This is a genomic window from Maribacter polysiphoniae (genome assembly GCF_003148665.1).
Lineage (GTDB): Bacteria > Bacteroidota > Bacteroidia > Flavobacteriales > Flavobacteriaceae > Maribacter_A > Maribacter_A polysiphoniae.
The window spans coordinates 16,597-40,154 of record NZ_QGGQ01000016.1 but is presented as its reverse complement, the minus strand read 5'-3'; the positions used below and the strand labels follow the sequence as shown (position 1 = coordinate 40,154).

Sequence of the window (23,558 nt, the reverse complement as noted above, 5' to 3'; positions counted from 1 at the left end):
TTCATTTGGTCGGGTGGGTTTGTAAATTTTTATGGACCAGGTCGATCCCGTCATCTATCAAATACCCTAATTTTGGCTGATCTTGTTTTACTTTTTCTAAGTGTTCACGAATGGTAGCTGCAAAAACAGTATCGCCGTTTGACTGCGCTAGTTCATAGAGTTCTATAGGTAACAACCAGTCTTCGGGGTAATTCCCCTTAACTTCGTTAAAGACTTTATTTCGTGAAATTGTAGTGTTCTTTCTTTCCCTGAAATCCCGCACTTGTTGGTAGAGTTGTTCCAACAGTATTCGTTTGTGGTCTTTCTTCGGTTTTTTTGTGAACGTTTTTATATCGTGGTGTATCAAGTTAAAGCTGTTTAGGTCGGCAGGACCGTTAAAGGCCGATACAATGCGTTCCCCTATGGCCATATGATAAAGCTCGTCTTGGGATTGGAAAAGCAATTTGCCATTGTGCGCAACAGCACAGTTTCTTAGGGTTATTAGGATAATTTCCCCCCTCAAATTCCGGGTCCCGGTAACTATTTGACCGGTAACGTTTATCTCTCCCTCAAATTCAAGGGTAACTTGTTCACCTTCATATATATTATAGGCTTTAAGGTCTCTGGGACTCATATCTTCAATGGCCAGGTTAATGCCTTTCAGTTTTCCAATTGGACTTCCAAAACCCGTTGGGTGTTTTTCGATTCCATGGCCCACCAGTTCTTTTTCCCGGTATGACAGTGCAGTTGGTCCTTTGGTAAGAAAGAACACCGGTTTGCCCTCATGGGTGATAACCTTTTCAAAATTGCCCGAAATTTGAAGTCCGGTACTTAATTCGACAGTGCCGAGTTCCTTGGAGTGGATTAACTTATTGATGCCCTTCAATCCACCTTGTCGCAATGCCATGGTGTTGGCAAACTCTTCCAAAACCTGGCTTAAAAAAGCAAAATCAGGAGTAATGAACAATTGAGGCTGTGGTTTTGTAATATCAAAGGCTGTATGTGCGGCTTCAATGGAGTATGGTATTTTTTTAACGTTGTCCGTCATGCACCATGCGCTTTCACCTATAGATGACAATAGGCCCGCACCATAGATTTTGGGGTTGTCCAAAGTGCCGATAAGACCGTATTCCACAGTCCACCAATGGAGATTGCGAATGAGGGCCATTTCACTGGGTTGGCCCATGTTCTGTTGTAGTTCCTCAATGTGTTTTTCCGCTGCCGTGATCTCACTGTTGGGAGTACCCGAAGCTTCTTTGATAATGGAGAGGTGGCGTACGGCCTCATACAATTCAAAATCCTTGGCACTCGAAATGGCTTTGCAACCGATTTCCCCAAAGCGCCTTAAATATTCGGCATATTCCGGATTGGCGATTATCGGGGCATGCCCGGCACCTTCATGTATAATGTCCGGGGCAGGGGTATATTCAATGTGTTCCAGTTGGCGTATGTCCGAGGCAATGACCAATACATTATAGGCCTGGAATTCCATAAAGGCTGAAGGGGGGATGAATCCATCAACCGCAACGGCCGCCCAACCAATATCCTTAAGAATCCGGTTCATACCATACATGTTCGGAATTTGGTCAATTGAAATGCCGGTTTTTTTTAATCCGTCCAAATAGGACGAATGGGCAACGCTACTGAGGTAATCCACATTTTTCCGCATTACATATCGCCATACGGCCTGGTCTATTGCCGTATAGTCGGTATAATCCTGAGGCTTTATATATTGCCTCAAATGTTTTGGGAGCTTGTCTAGAATTGGATTACTCTCGTATGACACCTTGATTCAGTTTATGTTTGCATTAAAGTTACGAAATTGAAATTTTGTCTTGAAAAGGGGACAAGGCACAAAAAAAACCGCCAATAAAAGGCGGTTTGATCATTTTATTTTGAGGTATTTCCTGGAGGGTATTGTTGCAGTATTTCCGTAACGAACTCCCTAATACGTTCTTCTTTCTTTTCAATATTATTGGAAGAGCTCAAGGATCCAACACCTTTGCCTTGCCATACGAGCTCCTTGTTTTCGGCATCGATCAAATCAATGTAAAGCGAACCTTGTGTTCGCGTACTTACTGCCGGGTTATCCCATCCCCATCCTGGACCATAACCGCCCCAGTAATAAGGACTCCATCCCCAGCCAAAGCGTCCGCCCCAGTAGTTATTGTAAACATCCACTTGTTCCCTTTCTTTGGTGAATATACTGATCAGGACATCAGGATCTTCAGATTTAACCATGCCCCTTGAACTCAATTCTGAATCAATGGCCTTTAAAATCCTTTTTTTATCCAGGTCCGAAATATGTGCCTTGTCAATACCTGTCTTGTAAAAAGCATAGGTTTTGTAACTGTTGAAATTAGCGTCCTTGTCATAATCGGATAAAACACGGACCGAAACACAGGAACTCAAAAAAAGCAGTGCCACGATCGGTAGTGCGAGAATTTTCATTGTTTTCATAACTTTTATTTCTTTTTGAATTAATGCTACCTAACATGTTTTTTTATGCTCAAAAATCGTGCCGAAAGCCCTGATTATCACTGCGAATTCGTCTTGGGATCATATCCATATGGACAGTGTCTACAGCCACTCTCACAACAATAGCCGCGTTTTAGGTGGTACTGTTCCGTAAAAACCCTAAAACCGGATTCTGAGAGGTAAAAATCACCTTCTTCGGGTGGAATGTTTATTTTCATTTGGGCTGGAATGGTTTTTGTCCTGTTTTGTAAAATTAATGGTTTCTGTTGAAAAGTATACTTTAAATTGGCGAAAGCCTCGGTTTTATGGGAACTTTGGCCAAAAAGTATCGTTGAACGAATTTGTTGGTAACAAGTCCGGATACACAGGGGAAGTCAAATTTTAACAATTATCTTTGAATAGAGACGTTATTATTACAGGATATGATTCTAGTCTTTAAACATTTTTTCTACAAAAATTATGTGGGCCTTTCCCTTTGGCCTTTCATATTTTTGAAAAATGATGCCCTAAAAGAGGATGTTTATCTCATTAATCATGAGAAAATCCATCTTAGGCAGCAAAAAGAATTGTTGATTGTCCCTTTTTATATTCTGTATATCTCTGAATGGATTATAAGATCACTGTATTACTATGACAGTTATAAGGCTTACCAGAATTTAAGTTTTGAACGGGAAGCCTATCACAATGAAAAAAACTTGGATTATATTGCCAATCGCCCATCTTTCAGCTTTATTAAATATCTTTGGCGCTGAATTTCATTCATGTGCGAACAGAGAACCAAAAAATAAATCTCCCAATACTGGAATCCAAAAGGATATCGCTCTTTATAAAAAGGGAAGATCGTATCCATCCTTTTATTTCCGGCAATAAATATCGGAAGTTAAAGTACAATACCCAGAAGGCCATATCTGAAAAGGTTGATACCCTTCTGACTTTCGGGGGGGCATATTCCAATCATATAGCCGCTACTGCTTGTGCGGCCCAGGAAAATGGGCTTCAGAGTGTAGGTATTATCCGTGGTGAGGAATTGGCTTTTAAATGGCGTGACAATCCAACTTTGGCTACAGCGGCCGGAATGGGAATGAAATTGAAGTTTGTGCCACGAAGTATTTATAAAAATAAGCACACGGCGGAATTTTCAGCTTATTTGAAATCAGAATACAATAACTTTTATCTATTGCCCGAGGGCGGCACCAATGATTTGGCCGTTAAAGGTTGTGAAGAGATATTGACAGGGGGAGATAAGGACTTTGATATCATCTGCAGTAGTGTGGGTACAGGAGGTACCATTGCGGGAATAATCAATGCAACCGAACCGGAACAAAAGGTCTTTGGGTTCCCTGCGTTAAAAGGGGGTTTTTTAAAGGAAGATATTCGTAAATTTGTCAATAAGGATAATTGGGAATTACAAACGGATTATCATTTTGGCGGGTATGCGAAGGTATCCGTCGAGCTTATCGATTTTATAAATGATTTTAAACGTTCGACCCAGGTACCATTGGATCCGGTTTATACCGCTAAAATGTTGTTTGGGATACTGGATATGGTCAACAAGGATAGTTTTGAACCTGGGACTAAAATATTAGCCATACATACCGGAGGTTTACAGGGAATTACAGGAATGAACTCCAAATTGAAAAAGAAAAACTTACCATTGATTAACCTATGATGAAAAGACTGGTATTATTCACGATCTTAGGAATTATGCTGATTGGTTGCAAAGCCAAGAAGCGGACTACCCATTCCGACAGGTCAAATCACAAAACTGTAACGGTTGTAAAGGAAGAAGCCAATGATGGTTATGATTCCAAGGGATTATATCCATTACCTAAGGATACAGGGAGGTTTCAAAGATTCTCTATAGGCTCTGTTGAGGAATACATTGAAACGTTTTCGGAAATCGCGCAATATGAAATGAAGGCTTATGGTATTCCAGCGAGTATAACCTTGGCACAAGGTTTATTGGAAAGCGGTTTGGGCAAAGGGGAGTTGGCCGTTAAGACCAATAATCATTTTGGTATCAAATGCCATAAAGGTTGGCAGGGCGATTACGATTTTCATGACGATGATGAAAAAGGGGAGTGTTTTCGGAAATATAACCATCCGATGTATTCCTATCGCGACCATAGCGAGTTTTTATCTAGCCGTGCCCGATATGCCTTTTTGTTCGATTATGCTAGTACTGATTATAAGCGTTGGGCCAAAGGGCTTCGTCAGGCAGGTTATGCCACGGATCATAGATATCCCCAGAAACTCATTTACCTTATAGAGAAACACAAGCTATATAGATTTGATAAAGGGGTACGGTTGAACAATGCAATTGCAATAAGGGAGCCAAAATCTTTTGAAAACAAGGTGCATGTGGTTCAAAAAGGGGATACATTGTATTCAATATCAAGAAGATATTTTATCTCTGTGGATGAGATAAAACGAATGAACAATATGAATTCGAACAATTTAGCGATAGGACAGAAGATTAGGGTCCAAACTGAATTAAGCAAAAAATAAGAATGGTTTATCAAAGAAGTAGTGCCTTGTTCGCTGAGGCAAGGAAATATATTCCGGGGGGAGTCAATTCACCGGTTAGGGCATTTAAAGCCGTAGGGGGAGACCCGATTTTTGTAAAGAGTGCCAAAGGGGCATATTTGTATGATGAGGATGGCAATAAACTGATAGATTATATCGCATCATGGGGCCCGCTTATATTGGGACATGCCTATGAACCCGTAATCGAAGCGGTTATTGAGAAGGCCAAAAAAGGAACCTCATTTGGTATGCCGACCGAGGTTGAGACGGAATTGGCGAAACTTGCCGTAAATATGGTTCCCAATATCGATAAAATAAGATTCGTCAATAGTGGTACCGAAGCCTGTATGAGTGCCGTACGTTTGGCACGGGGTTATACCGGTAAGGATAAGATCATTAAATTCGCGGGCTGTTACCATGGCCATTCCGATTCCTTTTTGATCCAAGCGGGTAGTGGGGCGGTTACTTTCGGTAGCCCCAATAGTCCAGGGGTGACCCAAGGTACAGCGAAAGATACCTTACTGGCCAATTATAATGATTTGGAAAGTGTAAAAGAATTGACAAAGGCCAATAAAGGGGCTATTGCCGCCGTGATTATTGAGCCTATAGCAGGGAATATGGGATGTATAATTCCTTCAGATGGATTTATCAAAGGACTTAGGGAACTTTGTACTCAAGAAGGGATCTTATTGATTTTCGATGAGGTAATGACCGGTTTCCGTTTAGGAAAGGGCGGTGCCCAGGAAGCATTGGGGATAGACGCCGATATTGTGACCTTTGGTAAGGTCATTGGTGGTGGCCTGCCTGTTGGCGCTTTTGCGGCAAAGGATGTGATTATGGATCATTTGGCCCCGGACGGACCTGTTTATCAGGCAGGGACCTTAAGTGGTAACCCTTTGGCTATGAGTGCCGGATTGGCCATGCTTACCGAATTGGAAGCGAATCCGAAGGTATTTAAAAGTTTGGCTGATAAAACAGCCTACCTTCACAAAGGGATGGAGGAAGTTTTGGTAAAAAATGGGGTTCCACATCAAATCAATCGATATGGAAGTATGATGTCGGTACATTTTACGGATGAACCTGTTGTAGACTTTGCCTCGTCGGCCAAGGGGAACAATGATACCTTTAAAAAATATTTCCACGGTATGTTGCGGGGAGGTGTTTACTTGCCTCCCAGTGCCTTTGAAAGTTATTTCTTGAATGATGCCCTGACGTATGGTGATTTGGATTTTACGATAAAGGCCCTGGACAATATTGTAGATGAACTAAAATAAAAAAAGGCGCTATAAGCGCCTTTTTTTCTATCCTATTATTTTCTCTTAGAGCGTTTCCCTTTGTCTTTACGGTCACCCCCTTTTTTTCGGGTCATTTCCCATTTCGCATATTGATCATCGTTCAATATTTTTTTAAGTGCTGCTTTATGGGCAATAGCGGCGTCAAGTCGTTCAGCTTGCATCGCATATTTTTCCTCAGAAGTTAATTTAGGACGGTCTCCAGAATTCCTCATGGCTTGACGCTCCTCCATCTTGGCTTTTCTTTTTTTGGCATTTTCCAAGTTCAAAGCAAGGATTTTGGTTTGCTGGGCATCGGTAAGATCCAAATCCAATGTCATTTTTTTGGTCTGAAGGGTAGCCATCTGTTCGGCGGTCATATCCTTCATCGAATTTCTTTTACCGTCTTTTCTTTGTTGTGCCATAGCGGTAGTACCTACTATCAAGGCAATCAATACTATTACTTTTTTCATGTGTTTTGTTTTTAATGAATTTTGATAGTATGACTTGATAAGGTTGTATAGGTTTAATTGGACTATGGATTTTGTGACTTTATTAACGAGTTTAAAACTGGTGTAAAAAAAAAGGGTCTGGTTAGACCAGACCCTTTTTTTTAGGTTAAGATATTTTTATTTAAGTGTATTGTTTAGGTCTAGGGAAACAGCTTCCGTCTGTTGCAACTCAGCGAAGTCCTCATTAACGTTAACATCAGGGTTTTGATTTTCAGTATCGATGGCGTAGTAAGTTAGAGTAGCAGCCAAAAAACAAGAAAAGTATATGAGACTCTTAATTTTATATGACATGATGTTGGGGGTTTTTGATTACACTATCAAAGATAAGAATCAATTAATCATGAAATTTCAGATTGTTGCCAATAACGGTTTTTATATGGTGAAATATCCTATTTATGTGGTTTGGTTCTTAGGTTTATCGAAGAAACATGCATTTGTTCAGGCAACTTTATATTTTTTGGTAATACATCAATTATTCTTTGAAAAAAGTAAAGATTCATGAAATACTTGTAACATTTTAAAAACTATGTAGTCTTATTAGTAGAGAATTTTCATTTTTTTCTTCACCGATGGTAATCGGAATTTGAATTAGTCAATAAATAAAGCTGTTGCATTGCAATGGCTTTATTTTATTTAGGGCAGAACAGTGTTTTTCATCGATAAACAGTTGAAATTTTGTCGATTAACAAAAAAATAACACTCTTAGGACGATTTATTCCCTTCATAATATTCCAATTGAAATCATGCGAGCCAGGTAAACCTGATCTATAGGAATTATCATTTTGGTAATTTGGAATGATGGTAGTTGCGAAATTGATTTTATACTACTGCCGTTTTTCCATGGTCCACAACATCGGAAACAATAATAATTGCTCTAGTCTGTTATACCTTTGCATTGAATTTAACCTTAAGTGTTATGAATAAGAAAACAATTTTACTGGGCCTTACAACAGGATTACTGTTTGTAAATGGGATATTTGCGAATGACTCGAAAAAAGATGATGATAATTTAGATATCAATTCTATCGATTATATCGAAGATGATATGGAGGTTGAACTTGGTTTTAATACCTCTGACTATTTGCCAGAGGACTTTAATGCCCATGAGTTTTACTTTGATCTATCTGATGTTTCCTATATCAAGGAAGGGTCGATCATTGATTTGGATACCAAACAATATCTCCCTAAAGGATTTGACGCATATGCGTATCCTTCAGATGTACAAAGTATAAATTATATTGACGTTGTTGGGGATGCACCTGTTGTGCTAGGTTTTGACACCGAACAATACCTGCCGGAAAATTTTGATGCATTTTCAAAATAAGAACATCCGTCTTTAATAGATTGAATAAAAACCCTCGTAATAACGGGGGTTTTTTAGTTAGAATAACAAGGGTACCACAAATTGGAACAGAAGTGTCAATAGGGCTACCGCTACCAAATTTAGTATAATTCCAATCCGTGCCATCTCATGTACTTTGATATAACCACTAGCAAAGACTATGGCATTCGGTGGGGTTGCCATCGGAAGCATAAAGGCACAGCTACTTGCCATGGTAACGGGAATCAATAAATAAAGTACAGGAATGTCCAAGCCTATGGCAATACCCGCAACGACCGGGGCCAAAACGGCGATCAACGCAACGTTGCTCATTAATTCGGTCATGAACAGCATTAGGAATATAAGTAGGATGGCCGTGAATAAAATACTGATTTCACTAGCGGCTATCGCATTGGCAACCAAATCCACGATGCCACTGACCGACATGCCCTTGGCCAAAGCCAACCCCCCTCCAAACAGGACCAATATTCCCCAAGCCAATCTTTGGGTGTCACTCCATTCAATAATAAAATCACCCCTTTTAATATTGTAAGGAGTAGCAAATAACAATACAGCGGCAACCATACTTATAATAGTATCGGAAAGACCTAGTTCCGGGAATATCGAGTTGATCAGTGTTCTGAAAACCCATAGAAACACGGTAATTCCAAAGATGGTCAAGACCATCTTTTCCTTTCCGCCCATTGGGCCCAGTTTTTCCAGTTCGGTGTGTATCACTTCTTTTGATGCGGTAAATTTCAATTCCTTATTGGGGAACATCCATTTTACAAGAACAAAATAGATAATGGTGATCATTATCGCCGAGAACGGAACACCTATCACCATCCATTTTAAAAAGGAAATTTCGATATTATATTCATTTTCCAGCAGGCCGATCATTACAGAATTGGGAGGGGTACCGATGACCGTCGCTATTCCTCCGGCATTGGCTGAGAAGGCAATTCCCAACATTACACTCAAGGCAAAATTCTTGTCATTCTTTGTAAATCCGTCTTTATCATTGATCAATAAACCAATGACCGACATCGCAATAGGTAACATAACCACGGTACTCGCCGTATTACTGATCCACATACTCAAGGTCGCTGTGGCAATCATGAACCCAAGAACCACCTTGTTCGGTGTGGTTCCCGTCAATTTGATGATGTTCAGGGCGATTCTTCGATGAAGGTTCACCTTTTCCAAAGCTAAGGCCATTACAAAGCCGCCAAAAAAGAGAAATACAATGGGGCTGCCATAATTTGCCCCTACTTCACCTATGGGCATAATATCCAAAATAGGGAAAAGAATGAGCGGCAATAAGGCCGTTACCGATATTGATACGGTTTCGGTAATCCACCAAATAACCATCCATAGGGCAACGGCAATTACCGAATCCCCCTTTTCAGAGATAAGGGATACAGGGGAATTTAGAATAATAAAAAATAAGATTGGCCCAAGAAAGAGCCCTAGTTTTCTGCCTAGCGTCATAGGAATTATTATATCCCCTAAACTAGGATTTTTTTTAAACATAAAACAAGGCCCCACTGAAATACACGAATAAACAGAAAACCCTAACAGGGTTATTTTACCAAGTTAGGGTTTTGCTTTACTTTATAATTTTAATCAGTAATGCTATTTCCTTCTTAAAATCGGCTCTGTTATGTGAGCGGATTTAGGATTTAAGTTGAACGGTTTTTGAGTCCCCCTCAACAACTACCTTTATCAAATCATGTTTGGAAAGGGCTTTCATGGACTTATCCCATTTCTTTCCACTTAAACCGGCTGCGCCTTTTAGGGCTGCCAAATCCATTTGACCTTCGGGTTTTAGTAAATCCAATATGGCTTTCTCCTCTTCGGATAATTCAACCTGTTTTTTCTCAGGTCTCATTTGAGGGAAGAACAATACTTCTTGAATAGAGGAATTGTTGGTCAAAAGCATCACCAAGCGATCGATACCGATACCGATTCCAGAGGTTGGGGGCATTCCGTATTCCAACGCACGCAAGAAATCCTGATCGATGAACATGGCTTCGTCATCCCCTTTTTCAGACAATTTCAACTGATCTTCAAAGCGTTCCCGTTGATCGATTGGATCGTTCAATTCCGAATAGGCATTCGCCAATTCCTTACCGTTGACCATCAACTCAAAACGCTCTGTCAAGGCAGGGTTGGTCCGGTGTTCCTTTGTCAACGGACTCATTTCTTTTGGGTAATCGATGATGAATGTAGGCTGAATGTAATGGTGTTCACATTTCTCGCCAAAAATCTCATCTATCAATTTACCAACACCCATGGTATCGTCTACTTCAATGCCTAATCCTTTTGCGGCTTCCCGCAATTCAACCTCATCCATATTGGCAACATCGATGCCCGTATGGATTTTGATTGCCTCTAAAATCGGAACCCTTGCATAGGGGGCTTTGAATTCTATTTCGTGTTCACCAACGGTTACCTTGGATGTGCCATTCGCATCGATGGCCACTTTTTCCAATAGTTGTTCGGTGGTATCCATCATCCAATTGTAATCCTTATAGGCTACATAGAGTTCCATTACCGTAAACTCAGGATTGTGGGTACGGTCCATACCTTCGTTCCTGAAATCCTTAGAGAACTCATAAACGCCATCAAAACCACCAACGATCAATCTTTTTAGATACAGTTCATTGGCAATTCTCAAATACAAGGGAATGTTCAATGCATTGTGGTGGGTTAGGAATGGTCTTGCCGCTGCACCACCGGGAATGGGTTGTAAGATTGGGGTTTCAACTTCAAGATATCCACTTTTATTATAAAATTCACGGATACTATTAGTGATTTTGGTACGCTTTACGAATGTTTCCTTCACTGACGGATTTACGATAAGGTCAACATAACGTTGTCGGTACCGTAGTTCCGGGTCATTGAATTCATCAAAGACATGTCCTTCTGCATCTTTCTTGGGTAAGGGGAGCGGACGCAATGCCTTACTCAGCATGGTAAAGGCTTTTACCATCACCGTTATTTCTCCTACCTGGGTCGTGAACAATTCACCTTCGACACCGATGATATCACCTATGTCGAGTAGTTTTTTATACACATCATTATACATGGTTTTATCTTCACCCGTACATATTTCGTCCCGGTTAAAATATACCTGTATTCTACCTTCACTGTCTTGTAACTCCGCAAAGGATGCCTTGCCCTGTATTCGTCGGGACATTAATCTTCCCGAAATAATGACTTTCTTACCCTCCTCATAATTCGATTTTATGCCCTTTGATTTGGCATTTACGGGATATAAGGCTGCAGGATATGGGTTTATGCCCAACTCCCGCAATTTGGTCAATTTTTCTCTTCGGATTACTTCTTGTTCTGAAAGCTGCATAAAATCGTTATTAAGGCTGCAAATATAGGTAGTCTGCACAAATCTATCAATCCATTGGTTAGGAATATTGATTTTGTGATAATTGGGTGGTTTTGATGTAACAAAATGAATAATTTTACGTCATATAAGTACATCAATCATAAAATCCTACATCAATGAGTTTAATTCGTGTGCTTTTGGCCATATTATTTCCACCCCTGTCCGTGATCGGAAAAGGTTGTGGTTCGTTTCTAATTGTTTTACTTTTGACTTTTTGTGGATGGGTTCCGGGAGTTATAGCAGCTTTGGTCATTCTCAATAATCCAAATTGAAAAACTATGTTCAGATTACGTTCTTGGTCATTGCTTCTGGTTTTGGCCCTGCTTTCCGCATGCAATTTTACAGAGGAGATTTATCTTAAGGATAATGGCTCGGGTAAGATATCGATTAATTTTGATGGTTCGGAAATGATGGGGATGTTAGGGGAGGAAATGATGAAAAGTGAGGAGAAAGCAATTGATTCCACGATTTCATTTAGGACTTTCTTAGAAGAAAAGAAAGATAGTATCGCCACCTTATCGGAAGAAAACCAAGCGAATTTGAAGAAGCTCGAACCCTTTGAGTTGCATATGCTCATGAATCCTGATACCCAGGAAATGAAATTTGATCTGTACCGTGACTTTCAGAGTATCAATGAGATCACGGATATATTCAAAGCCTTTCAAGATGCCAGTAGTATTGGCCCGGGGGCAAAAAAGAAAAATCCCCCATCAAAAATCAATAACCAGGCCACGGAGATAGATTATTCGTTCAAAGCGAATACTTTTAAACGTACGGCACGGATTGTCGATAGTGTTTTACAACAGCAAAGCATCGATAGTTTGGCCGGGGCGGAAATGTTTCTTTCGGGTTCAACCTATAAATTGAAATACCATTTCCCTAGGCGGGTCAAATCTTCTTCTGCCGAGGCGGCTACCTTTAGTGCCGATGGTAAAACCTTGTATTACGAGGTTGACTTTCTTTCGTATATGAAAAATCCGGATACCTTGAATATAGAAGTTGAATTAGAGGATTGATCTAGCGGGAAGACTTTGTATCTTTGCGGTGATGAACAAGAACGTAATACTTCAGGATTTAGGTCTAAAGGATTATAAGGAAACTTGGGATTTCCAAGAGCTCCTATTTCAGAAGACCCTAGACATTAAAATTAAGAATAGGAAGGAAGATTCCCGATTGCCGACACCAAACCATTTTATTTTTGTGGAGCATCCCCATGTATATACCTTGGGGAAAAGTGGGGACATAGCCAATCTCTTGGTCGATGAATCGGTCTTGGCCGAAAAAGGGGCAAAATTCTATAAGATCAATAGGGGAGGGGACATTACCTATCACGGACCTGGACAAATCGTTGGCTATCCTATTTTAGATCTCGATAACTTTTTTACCGACATTCATAAGTATCTTCGCTTCCTGGAGGAAATGGTGATACGTACTTTGGCGGAATATGGGGTAAAGGCCGAACGTTCCAAAGGGGAAACCGGCGTTTGGCTGGATGTTGGAACACCATTTGCCAGAAAAATATGTGCCATGGGCGTACGCGCCAGTAGATGGGTAACCATGCATGGTTTTGCCTTGAACGTCAATGCCGATCTGGGTTATTTTGATTTGATGATCCCATGTGGGATTAAAGGCAAAGCGGTTACTTCTTTAAATGTGGAATTGGGAAAACAAGAAGTTGACCTGAACGAAGTAAAAGGAAAGTTGCTGAAACATTTTGAAGCCCTTTTCGAAGCGGAAATAATAGAACAAGAAAAAACCTCGGCGTGAGCCTCGGTTTTGCTTTTTTCACTTAGTCAGGCAAGTTGTAATGCGCTTTAACTGTTTCGTAATCAGAATAATCAATAGAAGACTTACCTGTTGCTAGTATGCTAGGAGGTATGATTACATATCTAAATCTATTTCCTAGAGCAGGACTAATTGCATATTCAGACAGAGCAGCAGTATTGGTAGACCGCGCGGTTATCCCTATATCACTAGCGGAAGCTGAATTAGAACCAAAACCATATGTAAATTGTGCACCTGAAAAATTAAGTACGGGTAATAGATAAACATTGACATCAAAATATCCAGAAAAATATACTAAAACTAAATGAGTATTCTTTATACTAAAAGCACTTGGTAGGCTTGATGGAAAATCAATTCCCATATATTTTATAGTGTCTGAGGACCCTGTAAAATTTGCAGGTATCCAAGCACTGTAAATTACTTCTGCATTGCCATCAGTACCATCTGTTCCGTCTATACCATTTGTGCCATTTTGACCAGCGATTCCCTGCTCTCCTTGAATACCTTGAGGTCCTATTGCACCATCTTGTCCATCAGCACCATCAATTCCATCTGCACCGTCCACGCCTGCTGGCCCTTGTGGTCCAATAGCACCATCGGTTCCGTCCTCCGGCGAGCAGGACAATATGAATAATGCACTTAGTGCCATTAAAAACAGTTTTGTGTTTGCAATTACGTTTTTCATGATTTAAATTTTAATAGATTGTTTAGTGTTAAGTCCTTTTAGAGCGTAAAATGTTAACATAAATAGTTTTATGTTTTATTCAAATCGGATTTTTTTATCGAGCTGAAAAGGATATATACTATTTTGGATAAGTTGTATATGGGGCCTGTTTTAATTCATGATTACTTGGAATAAAAGGTAAAGCAGTAACTTCCTTGAATGTGGAATTGGGTCAAAAGGAAGTCTCAATGGATGAGGTGAAAGAGAAATTGCTCAAACATTTTTCAGGTTTATTTGAAGCGAAAATCATAAAAGAGAAAACCGAGGTGTAGGCCTCGGTTTTTTTATGTTCAAAATTCAGGTTCTAATAGTCCATTCCAAGGTAATCCATGACCTCATAATAATTGGAAAGATCCACACCGTTTTCCTGCATGCCATTTATACTATAGCTATTTCCTCCTTTACCTGAAAGTGGGGCAGGGGCTATCAATATATAACGCACGAAACCATCAATGGGGTCAATGGTATCTACCGTATCCAGATTACCCAATTCGGTAATGGTATATGCTCCGACAGCCATTTTCTGTTGCATGGTAAAAGACCTTAAAAAAGATTCAGTAAACGGTATAGCAAAAATTTCCGTATAAGAATCACTAAGGGAAAAATAACCTAGAAGGGTATAGGTGTTCAATACTTCTTCTGTAATATTGGGGTCGCTTATGGTCACTGATGCTTGGGAGAAAGACCAAGTATCCGGGAAATCCGCTACTGCCCATTCAGAAGCTATGACGTTGGCATTGCCATCAGCGCCATCGGCACCATTTGCTCCGTCAGCTCCGTCAGCGCCGTCTTCACCATCTGTGCCATCAACACCATCGATGCCGTTAGTACCCGCGGGGCCCATGGCTCCATCCATGCCATCTTCACCATCTTTTGCGCAAGATGTAAACATTAGGGCCAATAGTACTAACCCCATACCTAATAATTTCATTGTAAATTTCATAATTTCTTGTTTTAAGATTATAGTATCTTAATGGTGGGGATTATTAAAGGTTAACAATTGCGCAAAAAAAAATCCGAGGTGTTGACCTCGGATTTTTGTCGATATATAATTGATCAATAGTCAAGACCGAGGTAATCCATTACTTCGTGGTAGCCCATCTTATCGAAGTTAGGGCCCTGTGATTTCCCAGTGTCCGAATTGGAAGGTATTACAACGTAACGAAATGATTTATATGGACTAACGCCGTCGTGTATATCGTAATTCTCGGTAATGTTGATTTGAATGTTTCCTTCGGAAATATAGGCTTTGAAAATGGCGATTTGAGTATGCCCAACACGTAGTGCATTACCGTAATCGGAAATTGCGCTACTTTGTCGGTGGCCATACGTTTTTTTCGACATATCCGTTTAATTTACCATAAACTATCACCGTTCCTTCTTCAACTATTTCAGAAGTAATTTCGGGAGCTGATTTGGTTCCATTAAAGTGGGGAAGTCCGTTTGCCAAGGTTTTTTCAAAAGACAACCTCAACCATTCAGAGGCTATTATGTTGGCGTTGCCGTCTTCACCATCCTCACCATTGGTTCCGTCGACACCGTTGATGCCATCGACGCCGTCAATCCCTGCAGGGCCCATGGCTCCATCTTCACCATCCTCGCCATCACAAGAGGTGAATATAAGACTTAAAGCTATTAGTACTAATCCAAATAATTTTATTGAATATTTCATAATTTTTTGTTTTAAGGGTATAGTGTCTTAATGGAAGCGAATATTAGAGGTTGACCACGGTTTTTTGTTAATGGCATAAGGAGGGTTAATACTCCATGCCAAAATAATCCATAACGGCATAATAGTCGTTAATATCCACTCCTGCCGATTTCAGTTTAGTATGAATATTTTCTTTATTGGATTTTCCTGCGATCGTGCTTGAAGACTCCGCGATAACCACTTTAAGTGTACCCAGTTCCACATTTGATATGGGGTTGAAAGTCTGTTCACCTACTTGATAAAAATGTAACCAGTATTTACCTAATGCCACATCGACTGCGATATCGTAAAATCCGCCTGTACCATTGGGCCATACCCCTGCTGGTATTGGATAATACGTTCCGCTTTGTGAATTTTGTAAATAACCAATGATTAAATCATTGTCAATAGCATCTTGGGTAAGCGCTGGAATATCAGTGGAAATCGAAGAACCTGATTCTGCTGATAGATTGAACGTATAGGCAACCACATTGGCATTGCCGTCTTGACCATTAGTGCCGTCTGCACCATCTTCCCCATTGGTTCCTGCGGGTCCTTGCGTTCCATTAATTCCATCAAGACCATCCTCACCATCTTCCCCGTTACAGGAAACAATAAAGACCATAAGTAAAGACATTAAAAGGTACTTCGAGAGTTTCATTGCATTTTTCATGTTTATTTATTTTTGAGATTATACTTTCTTAATGCACGTTTATAAAGAAGGTTAACATTTAAGTTGAAATTCAATATTAAAACCTTGATATCAATTTAATGACCAATTGACTATTGGTAAAAACCCGTTGGAGTGATTATCAAATGGGGATAAGCTATTTGTTCCAATTCCCGTTCCCATAGCAGGGTTTTATCTGAAATATTTATCAAGGCGATATTTGCTTTGTTGTCATCAGGTACGATGTTGAAGAGTAATAGGTGATTGTCAAAGAAGTAATATTTTGTTGCAGAGGAATTCCATTCTTCAGCAGTCATGTATGAATAGGAATCCAGTTCCTCACCGGTAAAAACATCAAGGGTTTTAGTTACAATGTTTGATTCCCCTTCCTCTTTATGGCTAATGAAAACCGTATCATTGGATATATCTATGGCCAATGGGAATTTTCCTGTATAGGTGTGATTCCAAATAAGGTCACCTTCACTTTTATCAATGCTATAAACGGTCTGGTCCCGAGAGTAAAAAATAAATTGGTTTCCAATTTCATAACCTCCTAGAATATTGGGACTCCCGGTGTTAAAGGTCCAATTCACATTCAATTCGGCATCCATAGAAACAATACTATTACTCCAAGTCATTATCAATACTGAGGAGGCACCGCCAATTAATTTTGAGATTCTATCGGTGAAAGGTATTCTTGTGTCAATATGGCCATTATCCGGATTTATGCTTAAAAGTTCCATGGTACTTGAGCCTACGCTCAATTCGGTGATTATTTTGTTTTTGTAAGGTGTGAACTTCTTTACCTCATTACCGAGTTCAATGCTCCAAATGACGTCCCCGGTGTCAAGCTCCAAGGCTTCTAAATGATAAGTGGAGGTGAAGGTTGTTGCATTGACTATCCTATAACTAAGTAGAATCGAATTTTGATGTATTGCCGTCGCATTGATTTGGAAATACCTTTCACTATCCTTTACGTAGTCCTTGGACCACATGAGATCTCCGTTGAAGGAACCTTTTCGCTGTACTGTTTTTGTTCCCGTGTATTCCCCTTGGGTACATATGAATGTGCCTTCAAATTCATTACAATGAAATGAAGACAAGGTAGTGAAGGTGTTGATTTGCTGATTGTCCTTTAAATCCAATTCCGTAAAGACATTACTGTTATTTATCCATAGACTTCCTACGATGTTGTTGGTAGGCTCCACTATTTCATCAAAACTATTATCATCGTCCTTTTTACAGCTTATTGAAACAATAAGCACTATAAGTATTCCCAAAAGTGATTTATTGGTCTTCATTGTCTAAAGTATTTTAGGTTAATAATGCTTTCTATTGTTGGGGGTCGTTTTTGGTTTTTTCCATAGCATTATTCAGCATTTTGTCAACCATCAATTTTAAAGAGTCTTTCTTTTTAGGGTCGAGACTACTGTCATATATGTTGTACTTTTCCCTTAGTTGTTGCTTGAGTTCTTCTGGAGCATCCATTTTTTCAATTAGTTCTAAGTAATTTTGGGCTCCGGCCAAAGGGTTTTCCTCTCCGGCCCCTGCTAGTTTGAATATGCCACTGAACATTTTTGTTTGTTCGTCCAATAGGTTCATTTGTGCGCTTGAATCTTGCTTTGTTTTCGATTGTGCATGACATGTTGAGAAAAGGCCGAATGCACATATGATTAATAAAGTTGCTTTTGTTTTCATAAGTATGGTTTTATAAGATTCTTTTCCTTTTATGTTCCACTGTTTAAAAGGTTAACACGTAGTTGGGAAATATGTAAAAGAAAAACCTGTTCGACTTTTAAAAGTGGAACAGGTTAAAAAGGGATAATGGTTAATACTATGCCCCTAAATCCACTTTAATGAGTTTGTGGCCCTCTTCTTCATAGGATTCGGCGTTTAACCAAAAATTTGTGCCGTCAAAAGTAATTCCGTCTATTTCATGATAGTCCAAAGCATAAGTTTCAACCGCCCTAAGGCCTGAAGATGTGGTGCACTTAAAAATTTTATCATCCTTTACCATATATAAATATCCATTCCTATAGTCCATTCCGTTTGGTTGAAAGCCCAAATCTATAGTCTCTAATATTTCACCAGGGGATAAAGCGCCATTGGATTTGTATTTGTACAGTTTTTCTTCGTTATGACTATTTAACCATAATTGTCCGGGCTCTATGGAAGCGATACCTCTTATATAGGCTCCGACAGGGATAGAGGTATAGTATAAGGAGTTACTCGAATAGAGGAAAGAATCAAACGTGCCACTGCCACTCCCTCCTAAAAATAGTTGTCTATAGGTTGAGTCTGATTTTTCAATTTCTACCGCATTTAACCTTGTTGTACTGGGGATGGTTCCTGCTATTGAGAAGTCATTGGGATTAATTTGGAGTATATTACCATCTTCTCCGTGGTAGCCTAAAAGAAATTCACCATCAAAGGTAATATCCATATCCCTACCCCATGGAACATTCCCTTGATCTACAATAGATAATCGTTCAATCCAATTATCAGCCTCATTATCATTAGCTATTCTTCGTAGTAAAAGAGGAGGGGAGTCATATGGGGGAATTAGGGTTAGTTCATTCCCTTCAAGGGTGTAATTATAAATACTGGTTCCATAAGCACTGATAGTAATCTGAATGTCCGTTACCGTCATGTTGGTTTTATGGTCATCCCTAAAACCGCGATTGTCTTCACTTTGTACCATAAAGGTGTTATCGGTATTTATATAAATATATTTAGCGTCATTTATTAAAATTTCGCCACTGACAACCTCCCATTTACCATAAATACCATCCGTTTGCGCTGGTTCCGCAGAAGCTTCATCTTTGTTACAACTTGATATTACCACAACCCATGCAAATAATAATAGGTTTTTTAAAAATTCGGTCGATGTTTTCATATTGTAATTTTTAATTTTCTTTTTTTATGAAGAAAAAACCATAAGGTTAACAGAGCGATTTTTTTTAGTTTGAATGATTGTAGCTCAAATACTACAATCACTGTCTTTTAATTAGTTTTTTGGGATTGGTGGTTTCTAAAAAAATGAAAAAGACTAAATTTAGCCTTCAAGAGTGTTAACCTTAATTTTTCCATTACATTAAAGTGAAAGAAGCAAAAACCGAAATTACGCTCGAGGATCTTAGAAAGGGCTCGGACTTGGCGTTGAAACGGGTTTACGAAGAGAACCGTGACAAATTCCTGAATTTTGCACGGAGGTACCACTTGTCGGATGAGGAAAATATAGATATTTATCAAGATGCCTATATCATTTTCTATGATAATGTGATGAACGGAAAAGTAGAAAGTTTTACCAGTAGTATTGCGACCTATCTTTTCGGTATTGGCAAATACTTGATTTTTGAACGTATGAAAAAAAACAAAAAAAAGGTAAGCTCAAAATATGACCTATCAGTAGTAGGTAAGGAAGATGAAGTGGTGAATGGTTTTGAAATGGAAGAACAGGAGTTGACACCTGAGCAAGTATTATTGAAAAAACATTTTGGGGGACTAGGGCAAAAATGCCAAGAGTTATTGACCCTTTTTTATTATCGCGGCTATACGATTCAGGATATTATGGAGGCTCGGGATTACAATAGTGAAAACGTTGTAAAAGCGGCTAAATCCCGTTGTATGAAAACCTTGCGGGAACGTATACAGGCTAATAACCCCGATTGATTATGGATAAGGAACTTTTATTATATCAATATTTCGCGAACCAACTCACAGAGGATGGGCAAAAGATTTTTAATGAATTGTTACAAAATGATCCGGATTTTAAATCGCAATTTGAATTTGAAAAGAATCTGAAGCGCGTAATCAATAAAAAACAGAAAGAAAACCTAAAGCAAAAACTGATCGGTTTCGAGAAGGAAATCAACAGTAATGACCACAATTTCGATTCTAAAAGTAGTTTCAAATTGTGGTCGATGGCCGCATCCTTAGCCTTATTGATTGCCTTGGGATGGATAGCCTATAACACCCTTTCCGGGCCTGATTATGATGCATTATACGCCTCGAATTTTGAGACGTATCCCAATACCGTGTATACGATTACTAGAAGTGATGGCAACCAATCATTGACAAGGGATGCCTTTGCTGCTTATGAAGCCAATCATCATGAAAAGGCGATTGCTGCATTTTTGGATTTAAGGACCAAGGGTGAATTAGCCCATGTAGACTTTTATTTGGCACAATCTTATCTGAATACAGGAAAGAACAAGGAGGCCATTGCGGCTTTGAAAAGTGTTATTTTAAATGACAAGGAATTTAAGGCGGAAGCCCATTGGTATCTTGCCCTGGCCTATCTTAAAAGCAAGGATGAGGTAAATGCCAAGGCTACTTTAAAGAATCTTGTTGAAAATTTTGACTACAAAAAGGAAAAGGCCCAAACGTTGCTTAAAGCGTTGGATTAAGTCCTTCTTCTTCTGAAGTAGAATAATCCACCTACAAGTATTACGATGGCACCTATTGATGTCCATACCCAATTGAAGGACAGTGATAGTGGTAAAGTATTTCCTGAAATCACAAAACCTGACCAATAATAGGGATGCGATAAACCGTTATCCCGATTAGTATTCAAAAAATGAAGTTGGGATTTTTGAAGGGCCACATCCTTAGCATCCCCTTTGGAAAGATTTTTGTAAAAACTACCCATTAAAGTTGCGGAACTGGCATCGTTGACCTTCCATAAGGTGCTCGCAATGCTCGCCGCCCCGCTATAAAAGAATCCTCTTGCCAAACTCATAAAACCTTCCCCTCGCTTTAAGTCGCCCAAACCACTCTCACAGGCACTTAAGGTAACCAGATCTGCATCAATTTTTAAGTTATATAGGTCGGCCACGTAGAGTAGATCTTCTGTTGGGTTGCCATTTTGGGAAAAGGCCAAATAGGAATATTCAGGGGCGGTATCGTCAAAAATAGCATGTGTGGCCAAATGTACCATCCCAAAAGAGGATAATTGCGATTTAAAATTTAAGAGAGAGGCATCTTCATCAATATAGGAACGACCGTCAAAAGAAGACAAAATCTGTTCCACCTCTTTTTTATTGCTGGGTAAAGGCAGTAATTTTCCGCGGTCAGCATTGCTCACATTTACGGTACCATCAAAACTGGGGGCAAAGGCCAAAACGGTATGTTCTTTTGGTTGCCGTTGCCGCAATTCAGAAAGTAGGGTGGCTGAATTCACATAACTAATGGCATGGCTCTCGGCTAGATAGTTTATACCTTCGGGGTTTGTGTTCAAGGCTGCGAAGGGGATGTAGTTCAAAAGGCCATCGGCCATGATGATCACTTTTTTCTGGTTGGTAGATTTTAAGAAGGGCGCCAGCAGCTGTTCGTATATGGCATAGGTGGTCCTACCCAAAGCCATTGCATCCGATTTTGGATTGGAAAGCATTCGATAAATCTTAGTGATACTTGTCTCGAATTCCGAATCAATCGGTAGCCGTATTATTTTCTTTGTATTGTTCTCTATACTGATGGCGTAAATGGCATTATTTCCATAGAAAAAGGAAATCAATAGTTCATCCTTTTCCAATAGGTCTTGGGTCTTTGTCAGTGATATGACTTTGGTTCCGTATTTTAAATTGTAATAGGCGGGGTAATTGGACTCGATTTTTTGGATGAGGTTGAGATGGTCGTTCTTCAATACGAACAACTCCCCTTCCAGTTCAAAATTCCCCGTTTTTGAAGTATTAAGTTTTTTTTCAATAAATGTGATTTTGGATTTCAATTGGCTTTCACGTTCTAAAACTTCATGTGGAATGTTTGCAAATTCAGTCGCTTTTGCATTAAGTAAAGCTTCTAATAATAGAACCGATTTACTTTTTTCCAAGTAATAAAAAGCTTTGTCTATTAAAGAATCATCTGCTTTGGATGCATGTAGCGTATAAATAGCCTCCAATCCTGATTCGATAATTGGAAATGCGTCTTCGATTAATAGAAGTTTGTCTTGCTGACTTTTAAAGGTGGGCTTTAAATCGTTAAGCAAGTGAATGGCCTCATCGACAGTTTCCAAAGATGCCAAAAAGTACTTTGGTTCATGAATCCCATTTAGGGTATGCGCCTTATTTTTTAAAAGTTTTAGCTCGTTTATAGAGCGGTTTCCGACTTTTTTGAATTGTTTTTCCGCATACCTATAATTGGACAAAGCTTTTTCCGGGTCGCCATTCAAATCATTGATCTTGCCCATTTCAATGTATGTCGATGCGAGAAAAAGGGATCTAGTGTTTCCTGTGGTATTTTGAATCTTGTCCACAGCCTTTTCAAGCTCGGTAAGGGAAGCATCGTACTCTTCGTTTTTAGCAAAAATATCGGATTTCAATATATGGTATTTTGGATAAAAAACAGGGTTGTCATTTAAAACCGATTTTGCGTATTCAAGGTAATATAATGCACTATCCCTTTGGTTCAACTGATTAAAATTTTGAGCTACGTAAAAGGAATTGGCAATCACTGCATTCGAATTGTTTTTCTGTTGATTGTATTTTAAGGTCTTTATCCAATATGTACTGGCTTCATCATACTTTTTTTCGTACATCAATACTTCTGCAAGTAAGTTGAAATTGCCGTGCAATGCTTCCTGATCTAAATTCTCACTTGCCAGGATTTCCCTAATATTTTTGTTGTAAAGTTGTTTGGCCAAGTCAAATTTTCGTTCGCTTAGATATATTTTCCCTAAAAAACTATGTGCTACTGAAGTTAGGCTTTGCAAAGTTTTGCTTTGCAAAGAGTCGGCCTTATTGTTTACATTAAGAATAATTTCTTCAAAGGCTTTTCTGGCATCGGAATCTTCGGATAATTGAAAATGGTAGGCACCACGAAAATATAGAAAAATATTATAGTCATCGGTTGAACTAAAATTGGTATGTCCTTTTTTTTCCGTAACAAGAAGGGAGTCCAATTTTTCCAAATTGGCACCCATCGTTTTCATATCACGATGGTAGTTGGCCACTCCTGTTAAACTGAACAGCGTTTGAATCAGGTTTTTCGAGTCATTATTTTTTTTTGCTATGTCGTATACTTTATTGAAATATACATAGGCAGAGTCTTTTTGGGTGTAAAAAAACGTAGTTGCTTTTTTATTTAAGGCAACGATTTCCGTGCTTTGTTTTTCATCTTGAGCTGATAAAAACAGGCCGCAAAGTAGTACTGTGAAAATGAGGGCTTTCTTCATGACAAAAAGCCCTCAAAAGAAGGCT

General features: G+C 39.3%; 26 protein-coding genes and 1 pseudogene. 12 read left to right on the top strand and 15 right to left on the bottom strand.

The window, feature by feature from the left end:
* Nucleotide 1: 1 nt before the first annotated feature.
* From LX92_RS21250 to LX92_RS22560, 3 genes are all read right to left on the bottom strand, one after another.
* A complete protein-coding gene (locus LX92_RS21250) occupies nucleotides 2-1,765 on the bottom strand; it encodes an aromatic amino acid hydroxylase (RefSeq protein WP_109654902.1) in 1,764 nt (587 codons plus the stop codon).
* Nucleotides 1,766-1,869: 104 nt separating this feature from the next.
* The gene (locus LX92_RS21245) at nucleotides 1,870-2,439 is read right to left on the bottom strand and encodes a DUF4136 domain-containing protein (protein WP_109654900.1); all 570 of its coding nucleotides are present in this window, start codon (nucleotides 2,437-2,439) and stop codon (nucleotides 1,870-1,872) included.
* Between the two features lie 77 nt (nucleotides 2,440-2,516).
* On the bottom strand, nucleotides 2,517-2,675 hold the full coding sequence (locus LX92_RS22560; protein ID WP_170117919.1) for a DUF5522 domain-containing protein: 159 nt from the start codon (nucleotides 2,673-2,675) through the stop codon (nucleotides 2,517-2,519).
* A 204-nt stretch (nucleotides 2,676-2,879) separates the two neighbouring features.
* On the opposite strand from LX92_RS22560, the gene LX92_RS21240 reads away from it, so the two are divergent.
* From LX92_RS21240 to hemL, 4 genes are read left to right on the top strand one after another with little or no spacing between them, the layout of a single operon-like run.
* Nucleotides 2,880-3,209 (top strand): hypothetical protein, encoded by a 330-nt coding sequence (locus LX92_RS21240; RefSeq protein ID WP_109654897.1) that lies wholly within the window; start codon nucleotides 2,880-2,882, stop codon nucleotides 3,207-3,209.
* A gap of 11 nt (nucleotides 3,210-3,220) precedes the next feature.
* Nucleotides 3,221-4,126, top strand: a complete 906-nt coding sequence (locus LX92_RS21235) for a 1-aminocyclopropane-1-carboxylate deaminase/D-cysteine desulfhydrase (protein ID WP_109654895.1) — start codon at nucleotides 3,221-3,223, stop codon at nucleotides 4,124-4,126.
* Nucleotides 4,123-4,965: a glucosaminidase domain-containing protein gene (locus LX92_RS21230; RefSeq protein ID WP_109654893.1), complete on the top strand. Its 843-nt coding sequence runs from the start codon at nucleotides 4,123-4,125 to the stop codon at nucleotides 4,963-4,965. Before LX92_RS21235 ends, LX92_RS21230 begins: the two co-directional genes overlap by 4 nt.
* 2 nt (nucleotides 4,966-4,967) lie before the next feature.
* Nucleotides 4,968-6,257, top strand: a complete 1,290-nt coding sequence (gene hemL / locus LX92_RS21225) for a glutamate-1-semialdehyde 2,1-aminomutase (protein WP_109654891.1) — start codon at nucleotides 4,968-4,970, stop codon at nucleotides 6,255-6,257.
* 35 nt (nucleotides 6,258-6,292) lie between these two features.
* Here hemL and LX92_RS21220 read toward each other — a convergent pair whose 3' ends face one another.
* Complete coding sequence (locus LX92_RS21220; RefSeq protein WP_109654889.1) at nucleotides 6,293-6,727, bottom strand: Spy/CpxP family protein refolding chaperone; 435 nt, start codon at nucleotides 6,725-6,727, stop codon at nucleotides 6,293-6,295.
* Between the two features lie 304 nt (nucleotides 6,728-7,031).
* Here LX92_RS21220 and LX92_RS22555 point away from each other — a divergent pair, with 304 nt between their 5' ends.
* Both LX92_RS22555 and LX92_RS21210 read left to right on the top strand, forming a co-directional pair.
* The gene (locus tag LX92_RS22555) at nucleotides 7,032-7,268 is read left to right on the top strand and encodes a hypothetical protein (RefSeq protein WP_170117918.1); all 237 of its coding nucleotides are present in this window, start codon (nucleotides 7,032-7,034) and stop codon (nucleotides 7,266-7,268) included.
* Nucleotides 7,269-7,682: 414 nt separating this feature from the next.
* Entirely contained in the window at nucleotides 7,683-8,090 is a 408-nt protein-coding gene (locus LX92_RS21210; RefSeq protein WP_109654885.1) for a hypothetical protein, read from the top strand.
* Nucleotides 8,091-8,147: 57 nt separating this feature from the next.
* Here LX92_RS21210 and LX92_RS21205 read toward each other — a convergent pair whose 3' ends face one another.
* The gene (locus tag LX92_RS21205) at nucleotides 8,148-9,578 is read right to left on the bottom strand and encodes an SLC13 family permease (RefSeq protein ID WP_109654943.1); all 1,431 of its coding nucleotides are present in this window, start codon (nucleotides 9,576-9,578) and stop codon (nucleotides 8,148-8,150) included.
* Nucleotides 9,579-9,762: 184 nt separating this feature from the next.
* Nucleotides 9,763-11,454 (bottom strand): lysine--tRNA ligase, encoded by a 1,692-nt coding sequence (lysS, locus tag LX92_RS21200; RefSeq protein WP_109654883.1) that lies wholly within the window; start codon nucleotides 11,452-11,454, stop codon nucleotides 9,763-9,765.
* A gap of 155 nt (nucleotides 11,455-11,609) precedes the next feature.
* On the opposite strand from lysS, the gene LX92_RS21195 reads away from it, so the two are divergent.
* From LX92_RS21195 to lipB, 3 genes are read left to right on the top strand one after another with little or no spacing between them, the layout of a single operon-like run.
* On the top strand, nucleotides 11,610-11,765 hold the full coding sequence (locus tag LX92_RS21195) for a YqaE/Pmp3 family membrane protein (protein ID WP_109654881.1): 156 nt from the start codon (nucleotides 11,610-11,612) through the stop codon (nucleotides 11,763-11,765).
* A gap of 6 nt (nucleotides 11,766-11,771) precedes the next feature.
* Complete coding sequence (locus tag LX92_RS21190) at nucleotides 11,772-12,509, top strand: hypothetical protein (protein ID WP_109654879.1); 738 nt, start codon at nucleotides 11,772-11,774, stop codon at nucleotides 12,507-12,509.
* 31 nt (nucleotides 12,510-12,540) lie between these two features.
* Nucleotides 12,541-13,260 (top strand): lipoyl(octanoyl) transferase LipB, encoded by a 720-nt coding sequence (lipB, locus tag LX92_RS21185; RefSeq protein WP_109654877.1) that lies wholly within the window; start codon nucleotides 12,541-12,543, stop codon nucleotides 13,258-13,260.
* A gap of 22 nt (nucleotides 13,261-13,282) precedes the next feature.
* Here lipB and LX92_RS22950 read toward each other — a convergent pair whose 3' ends face one another.
* Complete coding sequence (locus LX92_RS22950) at nucleotides 13,283-13,963, bottom strand: collagen-like protein (RefSeq protein ID WP_109654875.1); 681 nt, start codon at nucleotides 13,961-13,963, stop codon at nucleotides 13,283-13,285.
* 167 nt (nucleotides 13,964-14,130) lie between these two features.
* Between LX92_RS22950 and LX92_RS22840 the strand changes: the two are divergent.
* A pseudogene (locus LX92_RS22840) lies at nucleotides 14,131-14,274 on the top strand (lipoyl(octanoyl) transferase LipB); the annotation flags it as partial.
* A 32-nt stretch (nucleotides 14,275-14,306) separates the two neighbouring features.
* Here the strand turns inward: LX92_RS22840 and LX92_RS22550 are convergent.
* The 7 genes from LX92_RS22550 to LX92_RS21140 form a co-directional block, all read right to left on the bottom strand.
* Complete coding sequence (locus tag LX92_RS22550; protein ID WP_109654873.1) at nucleotides 14,307-14,945, bottom strand: collagen-like protein; 639 nt, start codon at nucleotides 14,943-14,945, stop codon at nucleotides 14,307-14,309.
* A 113-nt stretch (nucleotides 14,946-15,058) separates the two neighbouring features.
* The gene (locus LX92_RS21165; RefSeq protein WP_109654871.1) at nucleotides 15,059-15,346 is read right to left on the bottom strand and encodes a hypothetical protein; all 288 of its coding nucleotides are present in this window, start codon (nucleotides 15,344-15,346) and stop codon (nucleotides 15,059-15,061) included.
* Entirely contained in the window at nucleotides 15,312-15,674 is a 363-nt protein-coding gene (locus LX92_RS21160; protein WP_109654869.1) for a collagen-like protein, read from the bottom strand. The genes LX92_RS21165 and LX92_RS21160 overlap by 35 nt, the downstream gene beginning before the upstream one ends.
* 85 nt (nucleotides 15,675-15,759) lie before the next feature.
* Nucleotides 15,760-16,365, bottom strand: a complete 606-nt coding sequence (locus tag LX92_RS21155; RefSeq protein ID WP_146197890.1) for a collagen-like protein — start codon at nucleotides 16,363-16,365, stop codon at nucleotides 15,760-15,762.
* A gap of 110 nt (nucleotides 16,366-16,475) precedes the next feature.
* Entirely contained in the window at nucleotides 16,476-17,663 is a 1,188-nt protein-coding gene (locus LX92_RS21150; protein ID WP_109654865.1) for an outer membrane protein assembly factor BamB family protein, read from the bottom strand.
* Nucleotides 17,664-17,694: 31 nt separating this feature from the next.
* Nucleotides 17,695-18,060, bottom strand: coding sequence for a hypothetical protein (locus tag LX92_RS21145; RefSeq protein ID WP_109654863.1), 366 nt, complete (start codon nucleotides 18,058-18,060; stop codon nucleotides 17,695-17,697).
* A gap of 136 nt (nucleotides 18,061-18,196) precedes the next feature.
* Nucleotides 18,197-19,258 (bottom strand): YncE family protein, encoded by a 1,062-nt coding sequence (locus tag LX92_RS21140; protein WP_109654861.1) that lies wholly within the window; start codon nucleotides 19,256-19,258, stop codon nucleotides 18,197-18,199.
* Nucleotides 19,259-19,461: 203 nt separating this feature from the next.
* Between LX92_RS21140 and LX92_RS21135 the strand changes: the two genes are divergently transcribed.
* Both LX92_RS21135 and LX92_RS21130 read left to right on the top strand, forming a co-directional pair.
* Nucleotides 19,462-20,034 carry an RNA polymerase sigma factor gene (locus tag LX92_RS21135; protein WP_109654859.1) on the top strand — a complete coding sequence of 191 codons (573 nt, stop codon included), beginning with the start codon at nucleotides 19,462-19,464 and terminating at the stop codon, nucleotides 20,032-20,034.
* Between the two features lie 2 nt (nucleotides 20,035-20,036).
* Nucleotides 20,037-20,771, top strand: a complete 735-nt coding sequence (locus tag LX92_RS21130; protein ID WP_109654857.1) for a tetratricopeptide repeat protein — start codon at nucleotides 20,037-20,039, stop codon at nucleotides 20,769-20,771.
* Here the strand turns inward: LX92_RS21130 and LX92_RS21125 are convergent.
* Nucleotides 20,768-23,533 carry a CHAT domain-containing protein gene (locus tag LX92_RS21125; RefSeq protein ID WP_109654856.1) on the bottom strand — a complete coding sequence of 922 codons (2,766 nt, stop codon included), beginning with the start codon at nucleotides 23,531-23,533 and terminating at the stop codon, nucleotides 20,768-20,770. The two genes, LX92_RS21130 and LX92_RS21125, sit on opposite strands and share 4 nt — an antisense overlap.
* Nucleotides 23,534-23,558: the final 25 nt, after the last annotated feature.